21 protein-coding genes are annotated in these 20,414 nt (G+C 71.8%); 12 read left to right on the top strand and 9 right to left on the bottom strand.

All coding sequences use genetic code 11. The features are described from left to right. Window positions 1-155 precede the first annotated feature (155 nt). The 4 genes from E4P42_RS19055 to E4P42_RS19040 all read left to right on the top strand — a co-directional run bounded on the left by E4P42_RS19055 (window position 156) and on the right by E4P42_RS19040 (window position 3,424). Window positions 156-839, top strand: a complete 684-nt coding sequence (locus tag E4P42_RS19055) for a fasciclin domain-containing protein (RefSeq protein ID WP_135127670.1) — start codon at window positions 156-158, stop codon at window positions 837-839. Between the two features lie 205 nt (window positions 840-1,044). Beyond that, a complete protein-coding gene (locus E4P42_RS19050) occupies window positions 1,045-1,641 on the top strand; it encodes a fasciclin domain-containing protein (protein WP_135127634.1) in 597 nt (198 codons plus the stop codon). A gap of 129 nt (window positions 1,642-1,770) precedes the next feature. Beyond that, the gene (locus E4P42_RS19045) at window positions 1,771-3,099 is read left to right on the top strand and encodes a deoxyribodipyrimidine photo-lyase (RefSeq protein ID WP_135127633.1); all 1,329 of its coding nucleotides are present in this window, start codon (window positions 1,771-1,773) and stop codon (window positions 3,097-3,099) included. A gap of 70 nt (window positions 3,100-3,169) precedes the next feature. After that, the gene (locus E4P42_RS19040) at window positions 3,170-3,424 is read left to right on the top strand and encodes a DUF2631 domain-containing protein (RefSeq protein ID WP_135127632.1); all 255 of its coding nucleotides are present in this window, start codon (window positions 3,170-3,172) and stop codon (window positions 3,422-3,424) included. Window positions 3,425-3,426: 2 nt separating this feature from the next. On the opposite strand, the gene E4P42_RS19035 is transcribed toward E4P42_RS19040, so the two are convergent. Both E4P42_RS19035 and E4P42_RS19030 read right to left on the bottom strand, forming a co-directional pair. Further along, the gene (locus tag E4P42_RS19035; RefSeq protein ID WP_135127631.1) at window positions 3,427-4,788 is read right to left on the bottom strand and encodes an FAD-binding oxidoreductase; all 1,362 of its coding nucleotides are present in this window, start codon (window positions 4,786-4,788) and stop codon (window positions 3,427-3,429) included. A 48-nt stretch (window positions 4,789-4,836) separates the two neighbouring features. Continuing rightward, the gene (locus tag E4P42_RS19030) at window positions 4,837-6,273 is read right to left on the bottom strand and encodes a wax ester/triacylglycerol synthase family O-acyltransferase (protein ID WP_135127630.1); all 1,437 of its coding nucleotides are present in this window, start codon (window positions 6,271-6,273) and stop codon (window positions 4,837-4,839) included. 178 nt (window positions 6,274-6,451) lie between these two features. Between E4P42_RS19030 and E4P42_RS19025 the strand changes: the two genes are divergently transcribed. Then, the gene (locus E4P42_RS19025) at window positions 6,452-7,141 is read left to right on the top strand and encodes a DUF427 domain-containing protein (RefSeq protein WP_135127629.1); all 690 of its coding nucleotides are present in this window, start codon (window positions 6,452-6,454) and stop codon (window positions 7,139-7,141) included. Here E4P42_RS19025 and E4P42_RS19020 read toward each other — a convergent pair. Beyond that, window positions 7,125-8,045: an LLM class F420-dependent oxidoreductase gene (locus tag E4P42_RS19020; RefSeq protein WP_209305814.1), complete on the bottom strand. Its 921-nt coding sequence runs from the start codon at window positions 8,043-8,045 to the stop codon at window positions 7,125-7,127. The two genes, E4P42_RS19025 and E4P42_RS19020, sit on opposite strands and share 17 nt — an antisense overlap. Window positions 8,046-8,157: 112 nt before the next feature. Here E4P42_RS19020 and E4P42_RS19015 point away from each other — a divergent pair, with 112 nt between their 5' ends. Continuing rightward, window positions 8,158-9,084: an LLM class flavin-dependent oxidoreductase gene (locus tag E4P42_RS19015; RefSeq protein ID WP_135127628.1), complete on the top strand. Its 927-nt coding sequence runs from the start codon at window positions 8,158-8,160 to the stop codon at window positions 9,082-9,084. 49 nt (window positions 9,085-9,133) lie between these two features. Beyond that, the gene (locus E4P42_RS19010; RefSeq protein ID WP_135127627.1) at window positions 9,134-9,508 is read left to right on the top strand and encodes an NYN domain-containing protein; all 375 of its coding nucleotides are present in this window, start codon (window positions 9,134-9,136) and stop codon (window positions 9,506-9,508) included. Between the two features lie 15 nt (window positions 9,509-9,523). Here the strand turns inward: E4P42_RS19010 and E4P42_RS19005 are convergent, their stop codons facing one another. Then, window positions 9,524-10,705 (bottom strand): CaiB/BaiF CoA-transferase family protein, encoded by a 1,182-nt coding sequence (locus E4P42_RS19005; protein ID WP_135127626.1) that lies wholly within the window; start codon window positions 10,703-10,705, stop codon window positions 9,524-9,526. A 132-nt stretch (window positions 10,706-10,837) separates the two neighbouring features. On the opposite strand from E4P42_RS19005, the gene E4P42_RS19000 reads away from it, so the two are divergent. The 3 genes from E4P42_RS19000 to E4P42_RS18990 all read left to right on the top strand — a co-directional run bounded on the left by E4P42_RS19000 (window position 10,838) and on the right by E4P42_RS18990 (window position 13,186). Further along, a complete protein-coding gene (locus E4P42_RS19000) occupies window positions 10,838-11,956 on the top strand; it encodes a phosphotransferase (RefSeq protein ID WP_135127625.1) in 1,119 nt (372 codons plus the stop codon). A 91-nt stretch (window positions 11,957-12,047) separates the two neighbouring features. Then, on the top strand, window positions 12,048-12,602 hold the full coding sequence (locus E4P42_RS18995) for a TetR/AcrR family transcriptional regulator (protein ID WP_135127624.1): 555 nt from the start codon (window positions 12,048-12,050) through the stop codon (window positions 12,600-12,602). 38 nt (window positions 12,603-12,640) lie between these two features. After that, window positions 12,641-13,186, top strand: coding sequence for a putative immunity protein (locus tag E4P42_RS18990; RefSeq protein WP_135127623.1), 546 nt, complete (start codon window positions 12,641-12,643; stop codon window positions 13,184-13,186). 16 nt (window positions 13,187-13,202) lie between these two features. On the opposite strand, the gene rlmN is transcribed toward E4P42_RS18990, so the two are convergent. The 4 genes from rlmN to pyrH are packed head-to-tail and all read right to left on the bottom strand — an operon-like array spanning window position 13,203 to window position 16,636. Further along, window positions 13,203-14,366 (bottom strand): 23S rRNA (adenine(2503)-C(2))-methyltransferase RlmN, encoded by a 1,164-nt coding sequence (gene rlmN, locus E4P42_RS18985; protein ID WP_135127622.1) that lies wholly within the window; start codon window positions 14,364-14,366, stop codon window positions 13,203-13,205. Between the two features lie 25 nt (window positions 14,367-14,391). Continuing rightward, the gene (locus tag E4P42_RS18980) at window positions 14,392-15,270 is read right to left on the bottom strand and encodes a phosphatidate cytidylyltransferase (protein ID WP_135127621.1); all 879 of its coding nucleotides are present in this window, start codon (window positions 15,268-15,270) and stop codon (window positions 14,392-14,394) included. Then, window positions 15,270-15,827 (bottom strand): ribosome recycling factor, encoded by a 558-nt coding sequence (gene frr / locus E4P42_RS18975; protein WP_135127620.1) that lies wholly within the window; start codon window positions 15,825-15,827, stop codon window positions 15,270-15,272. Before frr ends, E4P42_RS18980 begins: the two co-directional genes overlap by 1 nt. Before the next feature lie 44 nt (window positions 15,828-15,871). After that, window positions 15,872-16,636: a UMP kinase gene (pyrH, locus tag E4P42_RS18970; RefSeq protein ID WP_135127619.1), complete on the bottom strand. Its 765-nt coding sequence runs from the start codon at window positions 16,634-16,636 to the stop codon at window positions 15,872-15,874. Window positions 16,637-16,815: 179 nt separating this feature from the next. On the opposite strand from pyrH, the gene E4P42_RS18965 reads away from it, so the two are divergent. Together E4P42_RS18965 and E4P42_RS18960 are read left to right on the top strand one after the other, a co-directional pair. Further along, on the top strand, window positions 16,816-17,778 hold the full coding sequence (locus tag E4P42_RS18965) for a D-glycerate dehydrogenase (protein ID WP_135127618.1): 963 nt from the start codon (window positions 16,816-16,818) through the stop codon (window positions 17,776-17,778). Further along, window positions 17,775-18,893 (top strand): glycerate kinase, encoded by a 1,119-nt coding sequence (locus E4P42_RS18960; protein ID WP_135127617.1) that lies wholly within the window; start codon window positions 17,775-17,777, stop codon window positions 18,891-18,893. Before E4P42_RS18965 ends, E4P42_RS18960 begins: the two co-directional genes overlap by 4 nt. A 69-nt stretch (window positions 18,894-18,962) precedes the next feature. Here E4P42_RS18960 and E4P42_RS18955 read toward each other — a convergent pair whose 3' ends face one another. Continuing rightward, a complete protein-coding gene (locus tag E4P42_RS18955; RefSeq protein WP_135127616.1) occupies window positions 18,963-20,366 on the bottom strand; it encodes an amidase in 1,404 nt (467 codons plus the stop codon). Window positions 20,367-20,414 lie beyond the last annotated feature (48 nt).

Genomic DNA, 20,414 nt, shown 5'->3' with positions numbered 1-20,414 from the left:
GAGCGCGGGGAATGTGACGCGACGGTGACGCGCCACCGGTGCGGCCATCCGCGGCGCGATCACGCGCGAATGCCTCGCGTCATCCGGCGGCGTGAGCCGCCATGGCGACCAACCATCGGCGGCGTCGGCCGCCCCTGACGATGAAGTGGGGACAGATGATGCACAGTCACCGGAAGACCGTTGCGGCCGCGGGCCTGAGCGCGCTCGCGATCTTCGGCGTCGCGGCGTGTTCGAGCGAGGAGGCGTCGGACACCGCGTCGTCGGCGTCGAGCGCCGCCTCGTCGGCCGTGGAGTCGGCGACCTCCGCGGTGTCACCGAGCCCGAGCGCGGCGGCCGACCCGGCCGCGAACCTGGTCGGCGCGGGATGTGCCGCCTATGCCGAGCAGGTGCCGAGCGGACCGGGTTCGGTGGCCGGTATGGCGATGGACCCGGTGACCGTGGCGGCGTCGAACAACCCGATGCTCACGACGCTCACGCAGGCGCTGTCCGGTCAGCTCAACCCGAACGTGAATCTGGTCGACACCCTCAACGGCGACGAGTTCACGGTCTTCGCCCCGACCAACGACGCGTTCGCCAAGATCGACCCGGCGACGCTCGAGACGCTCAAGACGGATTCGGACCTGTTGACCAGCATCCTGACCTATCACGTGGTGCCGGGGCAGGCCGCGCCCGATCAGGTGCCGGGCGACCACGCGACCGTGCAGGGTGCCAACGTGACGGTGACCGGCGAGGGTGAGGCGCTCAAGGTCAACGACGCCGGACTGGTTTGCGGCGGTGTGCAGACCGCGAATGCGACCGTCTACATGATCGACACCGTGCTGATGCCGCCGGCCGCCTGAATTCCGTAGCCGCGCCGCTGGTTTCGCGCGAGCAGACGCAGAAGTGCCCCAAAACCCTTGTTTTGGGGCACTTTTGCGTCTGCTCGGCAGAAATTGGGGACCCATCCGGGCCGGGCACTGCTCCGAATCACCGGTGTAGTGACAACCGAGGCGGCTTGGCCTCGTGCAGGGCAGTCCGTCCGAACTGACGAAGGAGCGCACGTCGATGAAGGTCAACACGAATCGGGTCATGGGCACGGGGGTCGCGGCGGTCGCCGCGGCCGGACTGGCGCTGGGCAGCGCCGCCACCGCCGCGGCCGATCCGGCCGCCGGTCTGGTCGGCCCCGGATGCGCCGCCTACGCCCAGCAGGTTCCGACCGGGCCGGGCTCGGTCGCGGGGATGGCGATGGACCCGGTCGCCACCGCCGCGTCGAACAATCCGATGCTCACCACGCTGACCAAAGCGGTGTCGGGTCAACTCAATCCACAGGTGAACCTCGTCGACACGCTCAACGGCGGTCAGTTCACGGTGTTCGCGCCGACCGACGAGGCGTTCGCGAAGCTCGACCCGGCCACGGTCGCGCGGCTCACCACCGACGCGCCGCTGCTGACCAGCATCCTGACCTATCACGTGGTGCCGGGGCAGGCCCCCGCGGACGCGGTGGTGGGGACCCACAAGACCGTGCAGGGCGCGGATGTCACCGTCACCGGCGGAGGCAACGACCTCAAGGTCAACGACGCGTCGGTGGTGTGCGGTGGGGTCAAGACCGCCAACGCGACCGTCTACCTGATCGACTCCGTGCTCATGCCCCCGATGGGCTGAGCACGCCCCTGGGAGGGCAGCCCGCATCAGCCCCGGTGGGCTGCCCTCCCCCGCGCGGCGAATGCGTTCGCCCGCACCGGTCATCGTTCCGTCAGTTTCTCGCCCGCCCGATGTGGGCAGCAACAAACCATGCCGACTGTGCTGTGGTTCCGCCGCGACCTGCGCCTGCGGGATCTGCCCGCGCTGCTCGAGGCCGCGCAGGCCGACGGTGAGGTGCTCGCGTGCTACGTGCTCGACCCACGGCTGCACGCTTCGTCGGGTCCGCGCCGGCTGCAGTATCTGCACGATGCGCTGCGCGATCTGCGCGATCAACTCGACGGCCGCCTGCTGGTCACCGAGGGACGTCCGGAGCAGCGGATCCCCGCGCTGGTGCGCGAGGTGGGCGCCTCGGCCGTGCACGTCTCGGACGACTTCACACCATTCGGCCGCCGCCGCGACGACGCGGTGCGCGCCGCGCTCGGTGACGTCCCGCTCGAGGCGTCCGGGTCGCCATACCTGGTGTCGCCCGGGCGGGTGGCCAAGGGCGACGGCACTCCCTACCGGGTGTTCACCCCGTTCTTCGACGCCTGGCGCAAACACGGCTGGCGGGCGCCCGCGCAGACCGGTGCGGAGTCGGCGTCGTGGATCGACCCGGCCGATTTGCCCGGCGCCACCGAGATCCCCGATGAGTCGGTCGAACTCGACATCCCCGCCGGGGAGCGGGCCGCGTCGGCGCACTGGGCGAGGTTCGTCGAGGAGGACCTCGCCGGCTACGCCGACGATCGCAACCGGCCCGATCTGGACGTCACCAGCCGCATGTCGGCGCACCTGAAGTTCGGCACCATCCATCCGCGCTCGATGGTGCCCGACCTCGGCCGCGGCCAAGGTGCCCAGGCCTACCTGCGGGAGCTGGCGTTCCGCGATTTCTACGCCTCGGTGCTCTACGAGTGGCCGCACAGCGTGTGGTGGAACTTCAACAAGGGTTTCGACACGATCGAGGTGGACGAGGGCCGCGCGGCCGAGGAGCGGTTCCGGGCCTGGAAGGAGGGCCGCACCGGTTTCCCGATCGTCGATGCGGGGATGCGCCAGCTCGCCACGATCGGCTGGATGCACAACCGGGTGCGGATGATCGTCGCCTCGTTCCTGGTCAAGGACCTGCACCTGCCGTGGCAGTGGGGTGCACGGTGGTTCCTCGACCAGCTCGTCGACGGCGACATGGCCAACAATCAGCACGGCTGGCAGTGGACGGCCGGCTGCGGCACCGACGCCGCCCCGTTCTTCCGGGTGTTCAACCCCACGACGCAGGGGGCGAAGTTCGACCCGGACGGCACGTACGTCAAACGCTGGGTGCCCGAACTGGCCGGGGTCGCCGACGTGCACAAGCTCGGCGACGATCGCCCGGACGGGTACCCGGCGCCGATCGTCGACCACGCCGCCGAACGCGCCGAGGCGCTGCGCCGCTACGCCCAGATCGGCTAGCCACGCCGGTTACGACGCAGCGTCGTATGCCAGAATGACCCCAGTTGCGATCCGACCGTGAGGAGCACCCGTGGCCAACACCGAGGTGGAACGACACACCGGCGTCGACGTCGAGGACGTGCCGTCCGCAGAGTGGGGCTGGAGCAAGGAGAGCCCCCGCGTCATCCACATCTCGCTGCTGCTAGGCGCGGCGTTCATCCTCGTCATGCTGCGCGGCAACCACGTGGGTCACGTCGAGGACTGGTTCCTGATCGGTTTCGCCGCGGTGCTGGTCGGCTGGGTCGTGCGCGACTGGTTCATGCGCCGCCGCGGCTGGACCCGCTGACCTCACGTCCCGAACAGCACCGCGCGGTTGAGGTAACCGTCCGGATCGAGCGCCGCCTTGACCGCGCGCATGGTCGCGATGTCGGCCTCGGTGCGCGACATCGTCAGATAGTCGCGTTTGCGGGTGCCCACGCCGTGTTCGGAGCTCACGTTCCCGCCGTGCGCGGCGATCAGCGCCATCATCGCGGCGTAGATCTCACCCTCGGCCTGCGCGCTGCAGCGCAGCACGTTGAGGTGCAGGTTGCCCTCGCCGATGTGGCCGAACAGCACGGGGACCGCGTCGGCGGCGTGCCGGGCGACCAGTTCGGCGGCCTGTTGCGCGAACCCGCCGATCCGGGCCAGCGGTAGCGACACATCGAATTTCAGCGGCGGACCGAACACCCCGACGACGTCGGCGACGGCTTCGCGAACCTGCCACAGCCGCGCGGCCGCCGCGGCGTCCGTGGCGACGGCCGGTTCGCCGCACAGCGGGGCACCGGCCAGCGCATCGGCCAGCGAGTCGGTGAGGTCGGTGTCGGCGGCCAGCTCGATCAACAGCAACCAATCGCCGTCGACGGGTACCGCGACGTCGAGATGCTCGGCGGCCAGCGCGGCGGCGCGGGCGTCGACCAGTTCGAGCGCCGCGATGCCGTACCGGTCGCGCAACGTCCGGCCCGCGTCGGCGACGGCGTCGAGGTCGGCGAATCCGCACAGCGCGGTGACCCGGTGCGCGGGCACCGGATGCAGCCGCAGCTCGAGTTCGGTGAGCACCCCGAGCGTGCCCTCCGCACCGACGAACAGCGCCGCGAGGTCGTAGCCGGTGTTGTCGCGCCGCACCTCGCTGTGGCGGTCGAGCACCGCGCCGTCGGGCAGCACCACCTGCAGACCCAGCACCTGCTCGCCCATGTTGCCGTAGCGCACGGTGCGCAGCCCACCGGCGTTGGTGGACGCCATCCCGCCGATCGTGGCCGTATCGCGGGCGGCGAGGTCGACCCCGAACTCCAGACCGGCCGCGGTGGCCGCGTGCTGCACCGCCGACAGCGGGGCGCCGGCGCCGGCGCGGATCCGCCGCTCGACGGTGTCCACCGGGCCGAGGCCGGTCAGCCGCTCGGTGGACAGCAGCACGTCGCGGTGCTCGGGGACGGCGCCGGCCACCAGCGAGGTGCGCCCACCCTGCACGGTCACGCACCGGCCGGCCTCGCGGCAGGCGATCAGTACCGCGGACACCTCCGCAGTGCAGCCGGGCCGCACCAGCAGTGCGGCGTCGCCGCGGTAACGCCCGGTGTAGTCGACGCACCGGCCGGCGAGCACGTCCGGATCGGCGATGACGTGCGCGCCGCCGACCAGCGCGGTCAGCCGCGCGGCCAGCTCCTCGTCGCCCGCCATCGGCGCTGCCCTCCCCTCAGCCGGTGTCGTCGCCGACAGTAACCCGCGCTACGGCGCGGCGGCGACGAGCGGCAGCGTGGCCTTCACCTCGGTGAGGGGTGCGGTGACGCCCGCGGCGGCGCGGATCTCGGCGAACGCGCGCAGCATCGCGTCGGTGGCCTCGTGCGGATCGTCGAGCGTCCGGTCGTCGGTGAGCACCGAGATGCTCAGCTGGTCGACGTAGCTCCAGACGGTGATGTTCATCCCGCTGCCGACGACCAGCGGCCCCACCGAGTAGATCTCGTTGACCGCGGCCCCGGCGACCAGCCCGGCCTGGCGTGGACCCGGCACGTTGGAGACGGTCAGGTTCATGATCATGCTCGACGAGAGCCGCCGCGACTGCCACCGGAACACCGGCGGCACGATGCGCGGAGGCATGTAGTTCAGCCACGACGCGATCACCGTCTCCCCCAGCAGCCGGTGGTTCTCCTTGGCGATCGCGGTGGCCACCGACGTCAGCCGCACCCGCTCGAGCGGGTCGGCCACGTGCACCGGCAGCGACGGAGTCATGTAGCTGAACCGGTTGCCCGACAGGCGATCCGGCGAGGTGTCGAAGGCCACCGGGACACCGGCGATCAACGGTGCGTCGGCGTGGCCGTCGTAGCGCAGCAGCAGTTCCCGCAGCGCACCCGCGGCGGTGGCCAGCACGATGTCGTTGAGCGTCACCTGCAGCCGGCGAGCGAGGTCCTTCGCGTCGGCGAGCGCCAGCGGTGCGGTGGCGAACCGCCGCACGGGGCTGACGACGTGATTGATGAAGGTCTTGGGCGGGGCGAAGTTGCGCGCCAGGTCGGGGTTCGCGCCGCGTTCCCGGCTGCGGCGCCGAATGTTCACGACTCCGGCTGCGGTCTCGCGCAGCAGCCCCGGCAGCGACACCGCCTGTCGCACATGATCGGTGCCCGCCGCGTACAGCAGGCTGTGCGGGGTGGGCGCCGACGCGGCCGCCGGCACGGCGTGTTCGGCCGGGTCGGGGTCGGCCGGCGAGATGGCCCGGGCCATCTGATTCGCCGAGGCGACGCCGTCGGCCAGCACGTGGTGCACCTTGTGCACGATCGCGATCCGGTCGTCGGCGAGACCCTCGACCACGTACATCTCCCACAGCGGACGGGATCGGTCGAGCGGCGTACTGGCGATGTCGCCGATCAGTTCGTCGAGTTCGCGGCGGCCGCCCGGGGCGGCGACCTCGACATGGCGCAGGTGATAGTCGAAGTCGATGTCCGGATCCTCCACCCACATCGGGTGGTGCACCCGGCCCGGGATGTCGACGAGGCGGCGGCGCAGCGGCGGCAGCGCGAGCAGCCGGGGCCCGGCCACCCGCAGCAAGAGCTCGCGGCTGTATCCGCCGGCCACCTCCGACACGTCGAGCACACCCACCTTGAGCGTGTGCATGTGTATCTCGGGCGTCTCGCTGTAGAGCATCAGCGCGTCCACGCCGTTGAGTCGTTCCACACCCCACCCCGTCTCTTCACCGATCGCCCTTCGGATGCCCCCACCCCGGCGATCCCACACACCCTGACACGTCCGGCGCCGCGGCGGGGGCTGCGGTCGGGCCCCGGCGCGGCCACCCGACGTGACACACGGACGGTACTTTGTCACTGCGCGTGTACGCCGATCCGAGGAGCCGCCGATGACGCTGACCGCCGGACACGGGCCGCTGAGCGCCGACCCCGCGGGCTGGTTCGTCCCGGCCGGGTCGGCGCCGGCCGGCTACGCCGAACCGCACCCCCGCCGCGTCGTGGCCGTGCTGGCCGGACGCACCGTGATCGACACCGACGACGTCATGCTGGTGCACCGCCGCGGACATCCGCTCAGTTACGCATTCCCGGTGGAGGTACTCGGCGGGATACCGAACACACCGGCGGCGGAGGCCCCCGGCTACGCCTATGTCGCGTGGGACACCGTGGACACGTGGTTCGAGGAGGGCCGCGAACTCGTCCACTACCCGCCGAACCCGTACCACCGGGTGGACTGCCTGCCCACGCACCGGCGGCTGCGGGTGACGGTCGCGGGCATCGTCCTGGTCGACAGCACCGACACCGTCGCGGTGTTCGAGACAGCGCTCGCGCCGGTGCTCTACGTCGGCGCCGACCAGGTCCGCACCGACCTGCTGCACGAGAGCCGCACCACCAGCTACTGCAACTACAAGGGCTGGGCGACGTACTGGTCGGCGACCGTCGGGGACACCGTGGTCGACGACGTCGCCTGGTCGTATCGCTGCCCGCTCGCCGAAAGCGCCGTGCTCGCCGGGTGTTTCGCCTTCGACACCACCCGCGCCGACGTGCTGGCCGAGCTGCCCGGCCTCACTGCCGGGCGATGACCTGCGTGCCGAACCGCTCGATCGCCTCCTGCGCGCGGGCGAGGCTGTCGCCGGGGATGGTCACCTGCAGGCAGGTGACCCCGCAGCGGGCGAACGCGGCGGCGCCCTCGAGATAGCGGTCGGCGTCGAAGTCGTCGTCGCCGGGTTCGCCGCCGCCCACGTTGGTGAACGTGACGTCGACGGTGTGCGGGTCGCGGCCGTGCGCGGCCAGCCGCCGATGCAGGTCGGCGATGGCCGCGCCGAGCCGCTCGCGGGACTCCAGCGCCGCGGTGCGCGCGGTCTGCGCGAGTGCCGCGGTGGCCGGGAACGGACACCATCCGGCGCCGAACGTCGCGACCCGTTCGCGGGCGGCGCCGGTGTTGCCGCCGATCCAGATCGGGGGGTGCGGTCGGGCCGACGGCCGCGGATGCGCGGTGATGCCGTGTGCGCTGAAGTGGCGGCCCTCGAACGACAGGTCGTCGGTGGTCCACACGGCGCGGATCGCGGCCAGCGCCTCCTCGAACACCTCGGCACGCTCGTCGAAATCGACACCGAGCGCAGCGAACTCGCGTTTGAGGTAGCCGACTCCGACGGCGAGCGTGAACCGCCCCCCGGACAGCAGGTCGAGCGTGGCGCCGGCCTTGGCGACCAGGAACGGGTTGCGGTACGGCAGCACGACGATGTTGGGGATCAGCCGCAGCGTGGTGGTGTGGGCGGCGGCGAAGCCCATGGCGACGAACGGGTCGAGCGCATCGTGGCCGCCCGCGGCCAGCCAGCGCGCACTGGGCGCCGGGTGGTCGGTGAATCCGAACCCGTGGAAGCCGGCCGCCTCGGCCGTGCGGGCGACGGCGGCGACCCCCGCGCCACCGGCCAGTTCGGGGTTGTAGGGATGGGTGTGCATGGGGTGGGTGATCGTGAACTGCACCTGCGCGCCTCTCGTCCGCTTCCGGCGCATTGCCGTCCGCGCCCCTTCGAGAATATAGTTCTCCTAATTCGCGAACAGGACTTCTGCGCGATCCCTCGACCTCGGCGGTGAGATGACGGCTCCTGACGTCGGCGTGTTCGTGCCCCAACTGGGGCTGACCTATCCCGAGCTGCTGCACCGCGCGCGGCGGTGCGAGGAACTCGGCATCGGGTCGCTATGGCTGTATGACCACCTGTACGGCCCGGGCGCCGAAGACCACCCGTCGCTGGAGGCGTGGACCGTGGCCGCCGCCCTGCTCGCGTGCACCGAGCGGCTGCGGGTCGGACACCTGGTGCTGTGCAACCAATTCCGCCACCCGGCGCTGCTGGCCAAAATGGCCACCACGCTCGACCACATCAGCGGCGGGCGGCTCGAGCTGGGTCTGGGCAGCGGTTCGATCGAGGAGGAGCACCGGCGGGCCGGGTTGCCGTGGGGATCGTTCGCGCAGCGGTCCGCCCGCCTGGGCGAGACGCTGGAGATCCTCACGCAGGCGTTCGCCACCGGGACGATCGACTTCGCCGGGGAGCACTACCGCGTCGAGGACTTCCCGGTCCGGCCCGCACCGGAGCGCCGGCCACCGATCGTGGTCGGCGGCGTGGGCGAGAAGTACACGATGCCGCTGGTCGCCCGGTACGCCGATGTGTGGAATGTCCCGACGTACGCGCTGGGCGAACTCGACCACAAGGTGCGCGTGCTGCACCGGCTGTGCGAGGACATCGGGCGCGACCCCGCTTCGATCGTGATGTCCGTCGAGGCGGTGATGGCGCTGGCGCCCGACGACGGGGAGCTGCCGCAGGTCCGGGCGCGCGCCGAGAAGCACTTCGGGGCACCGGCGTTCGGCCTGCACGACGGCGGCCTGATCGGCACGCCGTCGGCAATCGTCGATCGGCTCGGCGAGCTGGCGGACCTCGGGTTCGGACAGATCGTCCTGTTCACCCACGACCGGGCCTCCGACCAGACCCTGGACCTGCTCGCGTCCTCGGTGCTGAGCCGGCTCTGAGCCCGGCGAGCCGTGGCGCCGGGTCCACAACCGGGCCTAAGCTGGGAAGATGCGGTGGATCGTCGACGCGATGAACGTCATCGGGTCCCGCCCCGACGGATGGTGGCGGGATCGCCGCGCGGCCACCGCGCGCCTGGTCGAATGCCTCGAACAGTGGGCGGCGCGCGAGGGCGCGGACGTCACCGTGGTGCTGGAGCGGCCGCCGACCCCCGCGCTCACCTCCCAGGCCGTGCGGATCGCCTATGCGCCCGCGCCGGCGGCGGACTCGGCCGACGACGAGATCGTGCGGCTGGTCCACCGCGACGCCCATCCCGAGCACGTCCGGGTCGCCACCTCCGACCGCGCCCTGGCCGAGCGGGTGACGGCGGCGGGCGCGTCCGTCTACCCGGCGCAGCGCCTGCGCGACGAGATCGACCCGCGGTGACGGCGGCGCCGACCGTCAACCGCTACGGCGTTGCGCCAGTTCTTTTTTGATCTCGTCGGTGTGCTGACCGAGCGCCGGGGCGGGACCGCGCGGCCGCCACGGGGTGCCGTGGAAGTCGGCGGGGCTCGCCACCATCGGCACGGCGCCGTCACCGTCGGGGACGTCCACCAGACCGCCGGCCTCGTGGAACTGCGGATCGGCCAGCACGTCGTCGAGCGTGTTGACCGGTGACCAGAAGAAGTCCGGTTCGGCGGAGAAGCGCTCCGCCCAGGCGTCGAGCGGTGCGGTCGCGAACAGCGCGTCGAGTTCGGCGATGAGGACCGTCGCGTTCTCGGACCGGGCGCGCGCGGTGGCGAACCGGTCGTCGGTCAGCCACTCCGGACGGCCGACCACCCGGCACAACGGCGGCCAGTGCCGGTCGCCCTGCAGACCCACCACCCAGAACCGGCGGCCGTCGCCCGCGGTGTAGTTGTTCATACAGGGATTGCCCATCGATTCGCGGCGGCCGATCGCGATCGGGTGGCCGGTCAGCACGAAGGTGTTGAGGTCGAAACTCGCCGTGTACGCGCCCTGGCGGTACAGCGACGTGGTGACCAATTGGCCGCTGCCCGTGCGGTGGCGCGCCAGCAGCGCCGCACACACCGCACCCGCCATGGCCATCCCCGCCGTGTGGTCTCCCATGCCGCCACGCTGGAACGGAGGCGTGTCACCGGGACGGGTCAGCAGGTGCGCCAGGCCGGCGCGGGCCCAGAACGCCGCCACGTCGTAGGCCGCCCGGTCGGCGTCCGGGCCACTGAGCCCATAGCCGGTGATCAACCCGTACACCAGGCGCGGGTTTGCAGCGGCCACGGTGCCGAAGTCCAGGCCCAGCCGGGACAGCGCGCCCGGGCGCACGTTGGTGACGAAGACGTCCGCGCCGCCGACCAGTTCGCGCGCGGTGGCCCGGTCGTCATCCGTCGTCAGATCCAGCACCACACTGCGTTTCGAGCGATTGTCCATCTCGAACGGCGGGTTGGCGTCCACCTCGCCGGTCTGCGGCAGCCCCAGCATCCGGCCGAACGTCCGCGCCGGATCCCCGGTGGGCGGTTCGATCTTGACCACGTCGGCGCCCCAGTCGGCGAGGATGCCACCGGCCGCGGGGGCCGCCACCCACACGCCCAGTTCGACCACGGTGATGCCCTCGAGCGGTCCGGCCACGCTGACCCCTTCTGCCGATATCCCATTACACATCGTCGAAGAAATGTAATCTGTGCCCGCGACGTCGAGCAGTGTGGAGGCTAGTGCAGGATGGCACCGACGCAGGGATTTCCGGGTCGGGTCTCCGTCCGCATGCGTGACGCCGCGGGTCTGGCCGGGCATCTCGGACGCGGCGCCGGGCGCATCGCCACCGACGCCGTGATCGGCGACCGGCGGAGGTTCCCGCGCGCCGCGACCGACCTCGACCCGGCGCTGCTGACGCGGCTGATGGGCCGCACCGTGACGGCGGTGTCGGTGATCGACGGCGCGGCGGGCACCTCATCGCGGGCCCGGCTCTCCCTGGCCGGGGAGGGCGTCCCGGCCAGCGTGTTCGTCAAGCTGCCCGCGCGGACGGCGACGACCCGGCTGATGGGTGAGCTCTGGCGCCTCGCGCACACCGAAGTGCTGTTCTACGAACGTCTCTCACCGATCATCCGTGGTGCGCCGCGGTGCTACGGTTCCGCGTACGACCCGGTGACCGGCCGCTACGTGCTGGTCCTCGAGGACCTCGCGGCCGCGGGGTGCGAGTTCGCCGACACGCTGCATCCGCTGAACCCCGACCGCGCGGCGCAGATCGTCGAGCTGCTCGCCGCGCTGCACGCCGCGTTCTGGCTGCGGCTGCCGACGCGGTCGGGGCGGGGCGCGCTCGGCTGGGTGTACTCGAACTCCGAGGACCGCACCTCGATGCTGACCGGCGCGCTGCTGCGGGCGTCGGCGCGCCGGCTGGCCGGCCGCACGGACATCGCCGTGGACGCCGGGCGGTTCATCGACGAGCACTACCGCGCGATCGCCCGCGTGGTCGACCGGCCGCCGCACACCGTCGTGCACGGCGACGCCCATCCGGGCAACGTGTACTTCCACGACGGCGCCGCCGGGCTGCTCGACTGGCAGGCGGTCCGGCGCGGCCACCCGGCGCGGGAGCTGGCCTACACGCTCATCACCGGGATGGCGCCCGAGGACCGGCGCACCCACGAAGCAGGGCTGCTCGACGGGTACCGGCGGGCCCTGGCCACCCACGGCGGACCCGTCCTCGACGCGGATGAGCTGTGGGAGCGCTACCGGCAGGGCGCGATGTACGCCTATGCCGCCGCGTCGATCACCGCGGGGATGGGCGGCATGCAGGACGAGGGGATCGCGTTGGAGGGGTTGCGCCGCGCCGTCATCGCGCTCGGGGACCTGGACACCGTGGCGGCGCTGCGGGCGGCCCTGTGAGCGAGATCCCCCGCGGGTTGGGCGTGGCGCACCGCCACACCGCTTACCATCGGATGTGACAGTCTCCCGGCACTTCGTTAAGGCATCGCACGTGAACGATCCCCTGACCACGCGGCGCGAACCCGCGGCGTTCGACGATTCGTCGACGCAGCACCGGATCCTCGCGGCGACGGCAGAGGTGCTCACCCGCAGCGGCCAGACGAAGCTCAGCCTTTCTGAGGTCGCGCTGCAGGCCGGCGTCTCCCGGCCCACGCTGTACCGCTGGTTCGCCTCCAAGCAGGAACTGCTCGACGCGTTCGGCCGCTACGAGCGCGAGATGTTCGACCGCGGGATCAGCAAGGCCACCCACGGCCTGCGGGGCAACGAGAAGCTGGACGCCGCACTGCGTTTCATCGTGTCCTACCAGCAGTCCTTCTCGGGCGTCCGGCTCGTCGACATCGAGCCGGAGGTGGTGATCGCCCAGTTGACCCGCATCATCCCCCAGATGCGGGCGCGGCTGGAGAAGCTGCTGTCCGGCCCGAACGCCGCGGTCAAGGCCGCCACCGCGATCCGGGTCGCGATGTGCCACTACATCGTCCGCAGCGACGACGAGGACCAGTTCCTGGCGCAGTTGCGCCACGCGGTGGGCCTCAAGAACCCCGACTGACTCGCCGGGCGCCGGACCACCCGGCCATCGGAGCGACAATGGTTGACGCACTGGGGAATTCCACACAGGAGCAGGAGCTGCTCCGCGCGATCGCGCTGTGGGCCGCCGACTGCGCCGAGCAGGCGGTGCGGATCTTCGAAGGCCGCGTCCCCGACGATCCGCGCCCCCGCGCCGCGGTGGAGGCGGCTCGCGCGTTCGGACGCGGCGCCAGACGCGACCAGCAGCTGCGCATCGTCGCGCTGGCGGCGATGCGGGCGGGCCGCGGCACCGACGACCCCTGCCGGCACGCCGCGCGCGCGGCCACGCTGACCGCCGCGGTGGCCTACACCCACACCGATCTGCAGACCGGGCTGCCCGGTGTCCGCCAGGCCCGGCACGTCCTCGGGCCCGTCGTCCACACCGCCCTGGCCTGCCGGAGCGCCGACGGCCCGGACGTCGGCGACGACGTCATGTCGCGTGCCGTGCAGACCGCGCCCGAGGCGGTGAGCCGGGTCCTGGCATACCTGCCGCGCCAACCCGCTGGCCACAATCCGGTCGACCGCCGGTTCGCCGAACTCGACGCGGCGTTGCGCGCCCCGCGCTGACCGCGGCGCGGGCGGGTCAGCCCTGTGCGGCCAACTGCCCGCAGGCGGCGGCGATCTCCCGCCCGCGGGTGTCACGCACCGTGCACGACACCCCGCGTTCGCGGACCCGCCGGACGAACTCGCGCTCGACGGGTTTGGGGCTGGCGTCCCACTTGCTGCCCGGGGTCGGGTTGAGCGGGATGAGGTTGACGTGCACCAGCGGGCCGAGTGCCCCGTGCAGCTTCTTGCCCAGCAGGTCGGCCCGCCACGGCTGATCGTTGACGTCGCGGATCAGCGCGTATTCGATCGACACCCGCCGGCCGGTGACATCGGCGTAGTAGCGGGCGGCGTCGAGGACCTCGGCGACCGGCCACCGGTTGTTGACCGGCACCAGCGTGTCGCGCAGCTCGTCGTCAGGGGTGTGCAGGGAGACCGCCAGCGTGACGTTGAGCCGCTCGTCGGCCAGTTTGCGGATCGCCGGGGCCAACCCGACGGTCGACACCGTCACCGACCGGGCCGAGATCCCGAAGCCGTTGGGCGGCGGCGCGACGATGCGGCGGACCGCGTCGAGCACGCGGTTGTAGTTGGCCAGCGGTTCGCCCATGCCCATGAACACGATGTTGGACAGGCGCCCGCCCGACTTCTTTCCCGAGTCACTGCGGTCCTGCCCTGCGCGCATGGCGGGGGCGATGCCGTCGCCGTCGCGGTCGCGCAGCTCGACCGCGGCCGCGCGCACCTGTTCGAGGATTTCCGCGGTCGACAGGTTGCGCTTGAGTCCGCCCTGACCGGTCGCGCAGAACGGGCACGCCATCCCGCAGCCGGCCTGTGACGAGATGCACACGGTGTTGCGGTCCGAGTAGCGCATCAGCACCGACTCGAACGTCGTCCCGTCCACCGCGCGCCACAGCATCTTGCGGGTCTCGCCCGCATCGGTCTCGATCTCGCGGACCGCGGTGAGCAACGTCGGGAACAGCGCGTCGGCGACCTTCTCCCGGGCTCCGGCGGGCAGGTCGGTCATCTGGTGCGGATCGGCGCTGAACCGGCCGTAATAGTGGTTGGCCAGCTGTTTCGCCCGAAACGGCGGCAGGCCGAGATCGGTGACGGCGGCGGCGCGGGCGGTCTCGTCGAGGTCGGCGAGGTGCCGCGGCGGCTTGGCGCGGCGCGGGGCGTCGAAGACGAGCGGCAGAGAGGTTTCAGCCATGACTGCACCCAGTATCCCACCCGGCTCAGGCCAGCAGCGTCAGCACGATCCAGGTGGCGACGGCCGAGGGCAGCATCGCATCGATCCGGTCCATGACGCCGCCGTGGCCGGGCAGCAGATTGCTCATGTCCTTGATGCCGAGGTCGCGCTTGAACTGCGACTCGACCAGGTCGCCGAGCGTGCCGGTGATCACCAGCATGACGCCGAGTGCGACGCCCGCCCACCACGGCTTGTCGAGCAGGTACACCACGGCGAGCACCGAGGCCGTCACCCCGAACAGCAGCGAGCCGCCCAGCCCCTCCCACGACTTCTTGGGGCTGATGGCCGGCGCCATCGTGTGCCTGCCGAACAGCACCCCCGCCACGTAGCCGCCGATGTCGGAGAACACCACGCCGAGCATCAGGCTGAAGACCCGGTTGGCCCCGTCGTCGGGATAGATCAGCAGCGCGCCGAAGCTCGCGAACAGCGGCACCCAGGTGACCAGGAACACCGTCGCGGCGATGTCGCGGGAGTAGTTCTGCGGCGCGTGATTGAGGCCCTGGCCCACCAGACGCCAGATCATGCACACCACGACGGTGCCGGCGAACCCGCCCAGCGCGCCGGTGGCGCCGAACGGCCACGTCAGCCACAGGGTGGCCTGCCCGCCGATGAGCAGCGGGACGACGGGCATCCGGTAGCCGGCCTCACCGAGGCGCTGGCACACCTCCCAGGTGCCGGCGGCCACGGCCGCCGCGACCAGCGCCAGCCACAGATACGGCGCGAACAACAGGATCGCGATCAGCCCACCGCCGAGCAGGACACCCACCGCGATCGCGGCGGGCAGGTTGCGACCGGCGCGCGACGACTTCTTCTGCGGCTCGCCCACCGGTGGATCTGCCACGGGACCCGCGTGCTGGTCGGCCACTAGACCTCCAGCAGCTCGCCTTCTTTGTGTTTGACGAGTTCGTCGATCTGCGCGGTGTAGGTGTGGGTGGTCTTGTCGAGGTCCTTCTCGGCACGGCTGACCTCGTCCTCGCCGGCCTCGCCGTCCTTCTTGATGCGCGCGAGCTCCTCCATCGCCTTGCGGCGGATGTTGCGCACCGAGACCTTGGCGTCCTCACCCTTGGACTTGGCCTGTTTGACCAGGTCGCGGCGGCGCTCCTCGGTCAGCTGCGGGATGGACACCCGGATGATGTTGCCGTCGTTGGTCGGGTTGACCCCGAGATCGGAGTTGCGGATCGCATCCTCGATGTTGCGCAGCTGGCTGGCCTCGTAGGGCTTGATCACCACCATCCGCGCCTCGGGCACGTTGATGCTCGACAGCTGGGTGATCGGCGTGGGCGCCCCGTAGTAGTCGACGTTGATGCGGGAGAACATGCCCGGGTTGGCCCGGCCGGTGCGGATCGACGACAGGTCGTCGCGCGCCACCGACACCGCCTTCTCCATCTTCTCCTCGGCGTCGAAGAGGGTCTCGTCGATCACTGTTTCATCTCCCGTCGCTGCGCGGCCCGGCATACCGGCCGCGTCTAGGTGGTGACAAGTGTTCCGATCTTCTCACCTGCGACCGCGCGGGCGATATTCCCGTCGACGAGCAGGTTGAAGACCAGGATCGGCATGCCGTTGTCCATGCACAGCGAGAACGCCGTCGCGTCGGCGACCCGCAGGCCCCGGTCGATGACTTCGCGGTGGGTGATGGCGGTCAGCAGCTGGGCGTGCGGATCCTCGCGCGGGTCGGCGGTGTAGACGCCGTCGACCGCCTTGGCCATCAGGACCACGTCGGCGCCGATCTCCAGGGCGCGCTGCGCGGCGGTGGTGTCGGTGGAGAAGTACGGCAGCCCCATGCCCGCGCCGAAGATGACGACGCGCCCCTTCTCGAGGTGGCGCACCGCGCGCAGCGGAATGTAGGGCTCGGCGACCTGACCCATCGTGATGGCCGTCTGGACGCGGGTGTCGATGCCCTCCTTCTCCAGGAAGTCCTGCAGCGCCAGACTGTTCATCACCGTGCCGAGCATGCCCATGTAGTCACTGCGGGTGCGTTCCATCCCGCGCTGCTGCAGCTGCGCACCGCGGAAGAAGTTGCCGCCACCGATGACGACCGCGACCTGCACCCCGCTGCGCACCACCTCGGCGATCTGGCGGGCGACCTGGTGCACGACGTCGGGATCGAGGCCGACGGCGCCGCCGCCGAACATCTCGCCGCCCAGTTTCAGCAGCACCCGCGAATGCCGGCGGCGCGGCTCTGCTGCCGCGCTGTCGTCCCCGTCGTTGCTGACCGGCTCCGGCTCCGACATGGGTCTGCTGCCCCTCCTCGCTGCGACGAACCGGACGGGACGCTCCCTCCAGGCGGCACACCCATCCTGCCTCATGACGGGCCGCCGACGTGGCGGGGGCGGCCTTATCCGCGGCGTGTTGCGGGCGATCGCGACGGCGCCGCCGGGGCGCCGGTGTGGGGCTGGTCGAGAATGCACCCATGACCGATGCGCCGATTTACCTGTCCCGGCGGCTCACCGACGGCGCCATGGCGCGGCTGGACGACCTCGGGCTGCCGGTGCGCGCCGGCGGCGAGGGTCCGCCCACCCGGGACGAACTCGAGGCCGGTATCGCGGGGGCCCGCGCGGCCATCGTGACGCTCACCGAACGGGTCGACGCCGCGCTGCTGGCCGCGGCCGGGGACAGCCTGCAGGTGGTGGCCAACGTCGCCGTCGGCTACGACAACATCGACCTCGAGGCGGCCGCCGCCGCGGGCGTCGTGGTGACCAACACCCCGGGCGTGCTCGACGAGGCGACCGCCGACCACACGTTCGCGCTGGTCCTCGCCGTCACCCGGCGGGTGGTCGAGGGCGACCGGTTCCTGCGGTCGGCGCAGCCGTGGATCTGGGGGCCGCGCATGCTGGTCGGCCTGGACGTGAGCGCCGGCGCCACACTCGGCATCCTCGGCTACGGCCGCATCGGGACCGCCGTGGCCCGGCGGGCCCGCGTCTTCGGGATGACGGTGCTGGCGACCTCGCGCCGCCGCACCTCCGGCACCGACCCGGACGGGGTGCGCCACGTCGACACCGACACCCTGCTGCGCGACAGCGACGTGGTGTGCGTGCTCACCCCGCTGACCTCGCAGACCCGCCACCTCGTCGACGCCGCGGCGATCGCCCGCATGAAACCGGGGGCATACCTGGTCAACACCGCACGCGGCGGCGTCGTCGACGAGGCCGCGCTGATCGACGCGCTGGAGAACGGACACCTCGGCGGCGCGGCGCTGGACGTGTTCGAGAATGAACCCCATGTCGATCCCGCGTTGCTCCGCGCCCCGAACCTGGTCCTCACCCCCCACATCGCCAGCGCCGGGGAGGCGACCCGCGACGCCATGGGCATCCTGGCCGTCGACAACGTCGCGGCCGTCCTGGCCGGCCGGCCCCCGCTGAGCCCGGTCCTATGAGATTCGTTCTCGCCCCGGACTCCTTCAAGGAGTCGATGAGCGCCGCGCAGGCGATCGCCGCGATGCGCGACGGTGTGCACACCGTCCTGCCCGACGCCGAGTGTGTGGGCGTGCCGATGGCCGACGGCGGGGAAGGCACCGTCGCCGCGGTGGTCGATGCACTCGACGGTGAGCGCGTCACCGTGCAGGTCGCCGACGCGCTGGGCCGCCCCGTGCCCGCCGCCTACGGGTACGTCGCCGACCGCCGCCTGGCCGTGATCGAGATGGCCGCCGCCGCCGGACTGGAACTGATCCCGCTGCACGAGCGGGATGTGTTGCGTGCCAGCACCTTCGGCGTCGGTCAGCTGATCGCCGACGCGCTGGACCGCGGCGCCGAGGAGTTCCTCGTCGGGCTCGGCGGTTCGGCCACCAACGACGGCGGCGCGGGCATGCTGACCGCGCTGGGCGTCCGCTTGCTCGACGCCGCGGGCGCACCGCTGCCGGCTGGCGGTGCCGCGCTGGCGAACCTCGACCGCATCGACCGCGACACACTCGATCCGCGACTGGCGGCGGCGCGGATCCAACTGGCCTGCGACGTCACCGCTCCCCTGCTGGGCCCGGGCGGCGCCAGCGCGGTGTTCGGTCCGCAGAAGGGCGCCACCGATGACGACGTCGCCCGGCTGGAGTCCGCGCTGGAGCGCTTCGCTCGGGTCGCCGAGTCGGCGCACGCCGACACACCGGGCGCCGGCGCGGCCGGCGGGTTGGGCTTCGCGCTGCTCGAATTCCTCGGCGCGACAAGCCGTCCCGGCGTCGAAGTGGTGGCCGAGACGGTCAGCCTGCACGAGGCGCTGACCGGCGCGGCGTGGGTGTTCACCGGCGAGGGCAGCGTCGACGCGCAGACCATGCTGGGCAAGACGCCGTTCGGGGTGGCCGAGGTCGCCGGGCGCACCGGCGCGAAGGTGGTCATCTTCGCCGGCCGGGTGGCGCCGGACGCGTCGGTGCTGCTCGACCACGGCGTGCACGAGATCGTCGGCATCACCGCGCCCGGCACACCGCTGGAGCAGGCGCTGCGGGAGGGCCCGCAGGCACTCGCCCGGGCCGCCGCCGACTTCGTCCGCCGAAACTACGGTAGTTGACCGAAATCGGGCGAAATGCGTCAACAACCGTAGTCTCGCGACGCGTCGCGGGCTGAGTCCCTGGCGGGTTCAGCCCAGCTTCGGCCAGGGCCGGGCTTCCTCCAGTTCGTAGGCCAGTTCGAGCAGCAGCGCCTCGCGGCCGACCGTCGAGGCGAACATCATGCCGATCGGCAGGCCGTCGGAGGACTCGCCGAGCGGTAGCGAGATGGCCGGATCGCCGGTCGCGTTCTGCAGCGGCGTGAACGCCACCCAGTCGACCAGCCGGTCGATGATCTGCTGGTAGTCCGCGCTGGGGTCGAGGTGGCCGATCCGCGGCGGCGGGTCGGCCAGCGTCGGCATCAACACGACGTCGTGGTCGCGCGACAGCCGCTCGGTGACGCGGCGGGTGCGCGCGAGGCGGGCGGTGGCCACCGGCAGCTTGTGCAGATTGCGGGCGGCGAACCTCTCCAGGCCCAGGGTGAGGTTGTCCAGGCGGGTGCGGTCGAAGCTGTCGCCGAAGGTGCGGCGGCCGCCGCGCACCAGCGCGAACGACAGGAACGACCAGTACAGCAGGAAGTCGCCCATGAACCGCTCGGGCACCGGGTTGTCGATCGTGGTGACCCGGTGGCCGAGCTCCTCGAGCAGCGCGGCGGTCTTGAGCGTCTGCTCGCGGACCTCACCGCTGGCCTCCCGGGCGATCGACTCGGTGCACACGGCGATCCGCAGCCGGCGCTCACCCGGGCCGGTCACGTCGCCGATCGGCGGCAGCTTCGGGTTGGCGTAGACACGTTCCATCTCGCGGTAGAACGCGGCGGTGTCGCGCACCGACCGGGTCACCACGCCGTTGGCGACGATGCGCAGCGGCATCTGGCGCATGTCGCGGTCCAAGGGCAGGCGGCCGCGTGACGGTTTGAGCCCGACCAGCCCGTTGCAGGACGCGGGGATGCGGATGGACCCGCCACCGTCGTTGGCGTGGGCGATCGGCACCACGCCTGCGGCGACGAACGCCCCGGACCCCGACGACGAGGCGCCCGCGGTGTGGTCGGGGTGCCACGGGTTGCGGACCGCGCCGAGCCGCGGGTGCTCGGCGGAGGCGGAGAAGCCGAACTCCGACAGCCGCGTCTTGCCCAGCGTCACCAGGCCGGTGGCGGTGTAGGCGCGGGCGAAGTCGCCGTCGGCCGCCGCGGGCCGCGGGTCCCACGCGTCGGTGCCCTGCATCGTCGGCATGTCACCGACCGCGACGTTGTCCTTGATGTAGGTCGGCACGCCGTCGAAGTAGCCGCCGTAGGGGCGCGGCGAGCGGGCCCGGGCCCGGGCGCGCTCGTAGGCCTCATAGGCCAGCCCGTTGAGCGCGGGGTTGACGGCCTCGGTGCGGGCGATCGCCGCCTCGACCAATTCGGCCTTGGACACCCGGCCCTCACGCAGGGCCTCGACGACGCCGACCGCGTCGAGGTCGCCGAGGGCGTCGTCGGTGAACGCTGAGACGTGAGCCATGCGCCTGACGGTACCAACACGTACCGCGGCCACCGGCGAGCAGACACG

This window comes from Mycobacterium sp. PS03-16, assembly GCF_004570325.1.
GTDB lineage: Bacteria > Actinomycetota > Actinomycetes > Mycobacteriales > Mycobacteriaceae > Mycobacterium.
This window is presented reverse-complemented; position numbering and strand designations above follow the sequence as displayed.

What these genes read in the sequence shown, in the direction of transcription:
- E4P42_RS19055 (WP_135127670.1), top strand. Translation starts at nt 156, where the DNA reads ATGATGCACAGTCACCGGAAGACCGTTGCGGCCGCGGGCCTGAGCGCG.
- E4P42_RS19050 (WP_135127634.1), top strand. Translation starts at nt 1,045, where the DNA reads ATGAAGGTCAACACGAATCGGGTCATGGGCACGGGGGTCGCGGCGGTC.
- E4P42_RS19045 (WP_135127633.1), top strand. Translation starts at nt 1,771, where the DNA reads ATGCCGACTGTGCTGTGGTTCCGCCGCGACCTGCGCCTGCGGGATCTG.
- E4P42_RS19035 (WP_135127631.1), bottom strand. Translation starts at nt 4,788, where the DNA reads ATGGCGGGCGACGAGGAGCTGGCCGCGCGGCTGACCGCGCTGGTCGGC.
- E4P42_RS19025 (WP_135127629.1), top strand. Translation starts at nt 6,452, where the DNA reads ATGACGCTGACCGCCGGACACGGGCCGCTGAGCGCCGACCCCGCGGGC.
- E4P42_RS19015 (WP_135127628.1), top strand. Translation starts at nt 8,158, where the DNA reads ATGACGGCTCCTGACGTCGGCGTGTTCGTGCCCCAACTGGGGCTGACC.
- E4P42_RS19010 (WP_135127627.1), top strand. Translation starts at nt 9,134, where the DNA reads ATGCGGTGGATCGTCGACGCGATGAACGTCATCGGGTCCCGCCCCGAC.
- E4P42_RS19000 (WP_135127625.1), top strand. Translation starts at nt 10,838, where the DNA reads ATGCGTGACGCCGCGGGTCTGGCCGGGCATCTCGGACGCGGCGCCGGG.
- E4P42_RS18990 (WP_135127623.1), top strand. Translation starts at nt 12,641, where the DNA reads ATGGTTGACGCACTGGGGAATTCCACACAGGAGCAGGAGCTGCTCCGC.
- rlmN (WP_135127622.1), bottom strand. Translation starts at nt 14,366, where the DNA reads ATGGCTGAAACCTCTCTGCCGCTCGTCTTCGACGCCCCGCGCCGCGCC.
- pyrH (WP_135127619.1), bottom strand. Translation starts at nt 16,636, where the DNA reads ATGTCGGAGCCGGAGCCGGTCAGCAACGACGGGGACGACAGCGCGGCA.
- E4P42_RS18965 (WP_135127618.1), top strand. Translation starts at nt 16,816, where the DNA reads ATGACCGATGCGCCGATTTACCTGTCCCGGCGGCTCACCGACGGCGCC.
- E4P42_RS18960 (WP_135127617.1), top strand. Translation starts at nt 17,775, where the DNA reads ATGAGATTCGTTCTCGCCCCGGACTCCTTCAAGGAGTCGATGAGCGCC.
- E4P42_RS18955 (WP_135127616.1), bottom strand. Translation starts at nt 20,366, where the DNA reads ATGGCTCACGTCTCAGCGTTCACCGACGACGCCCTCGGCGACCTCGAC.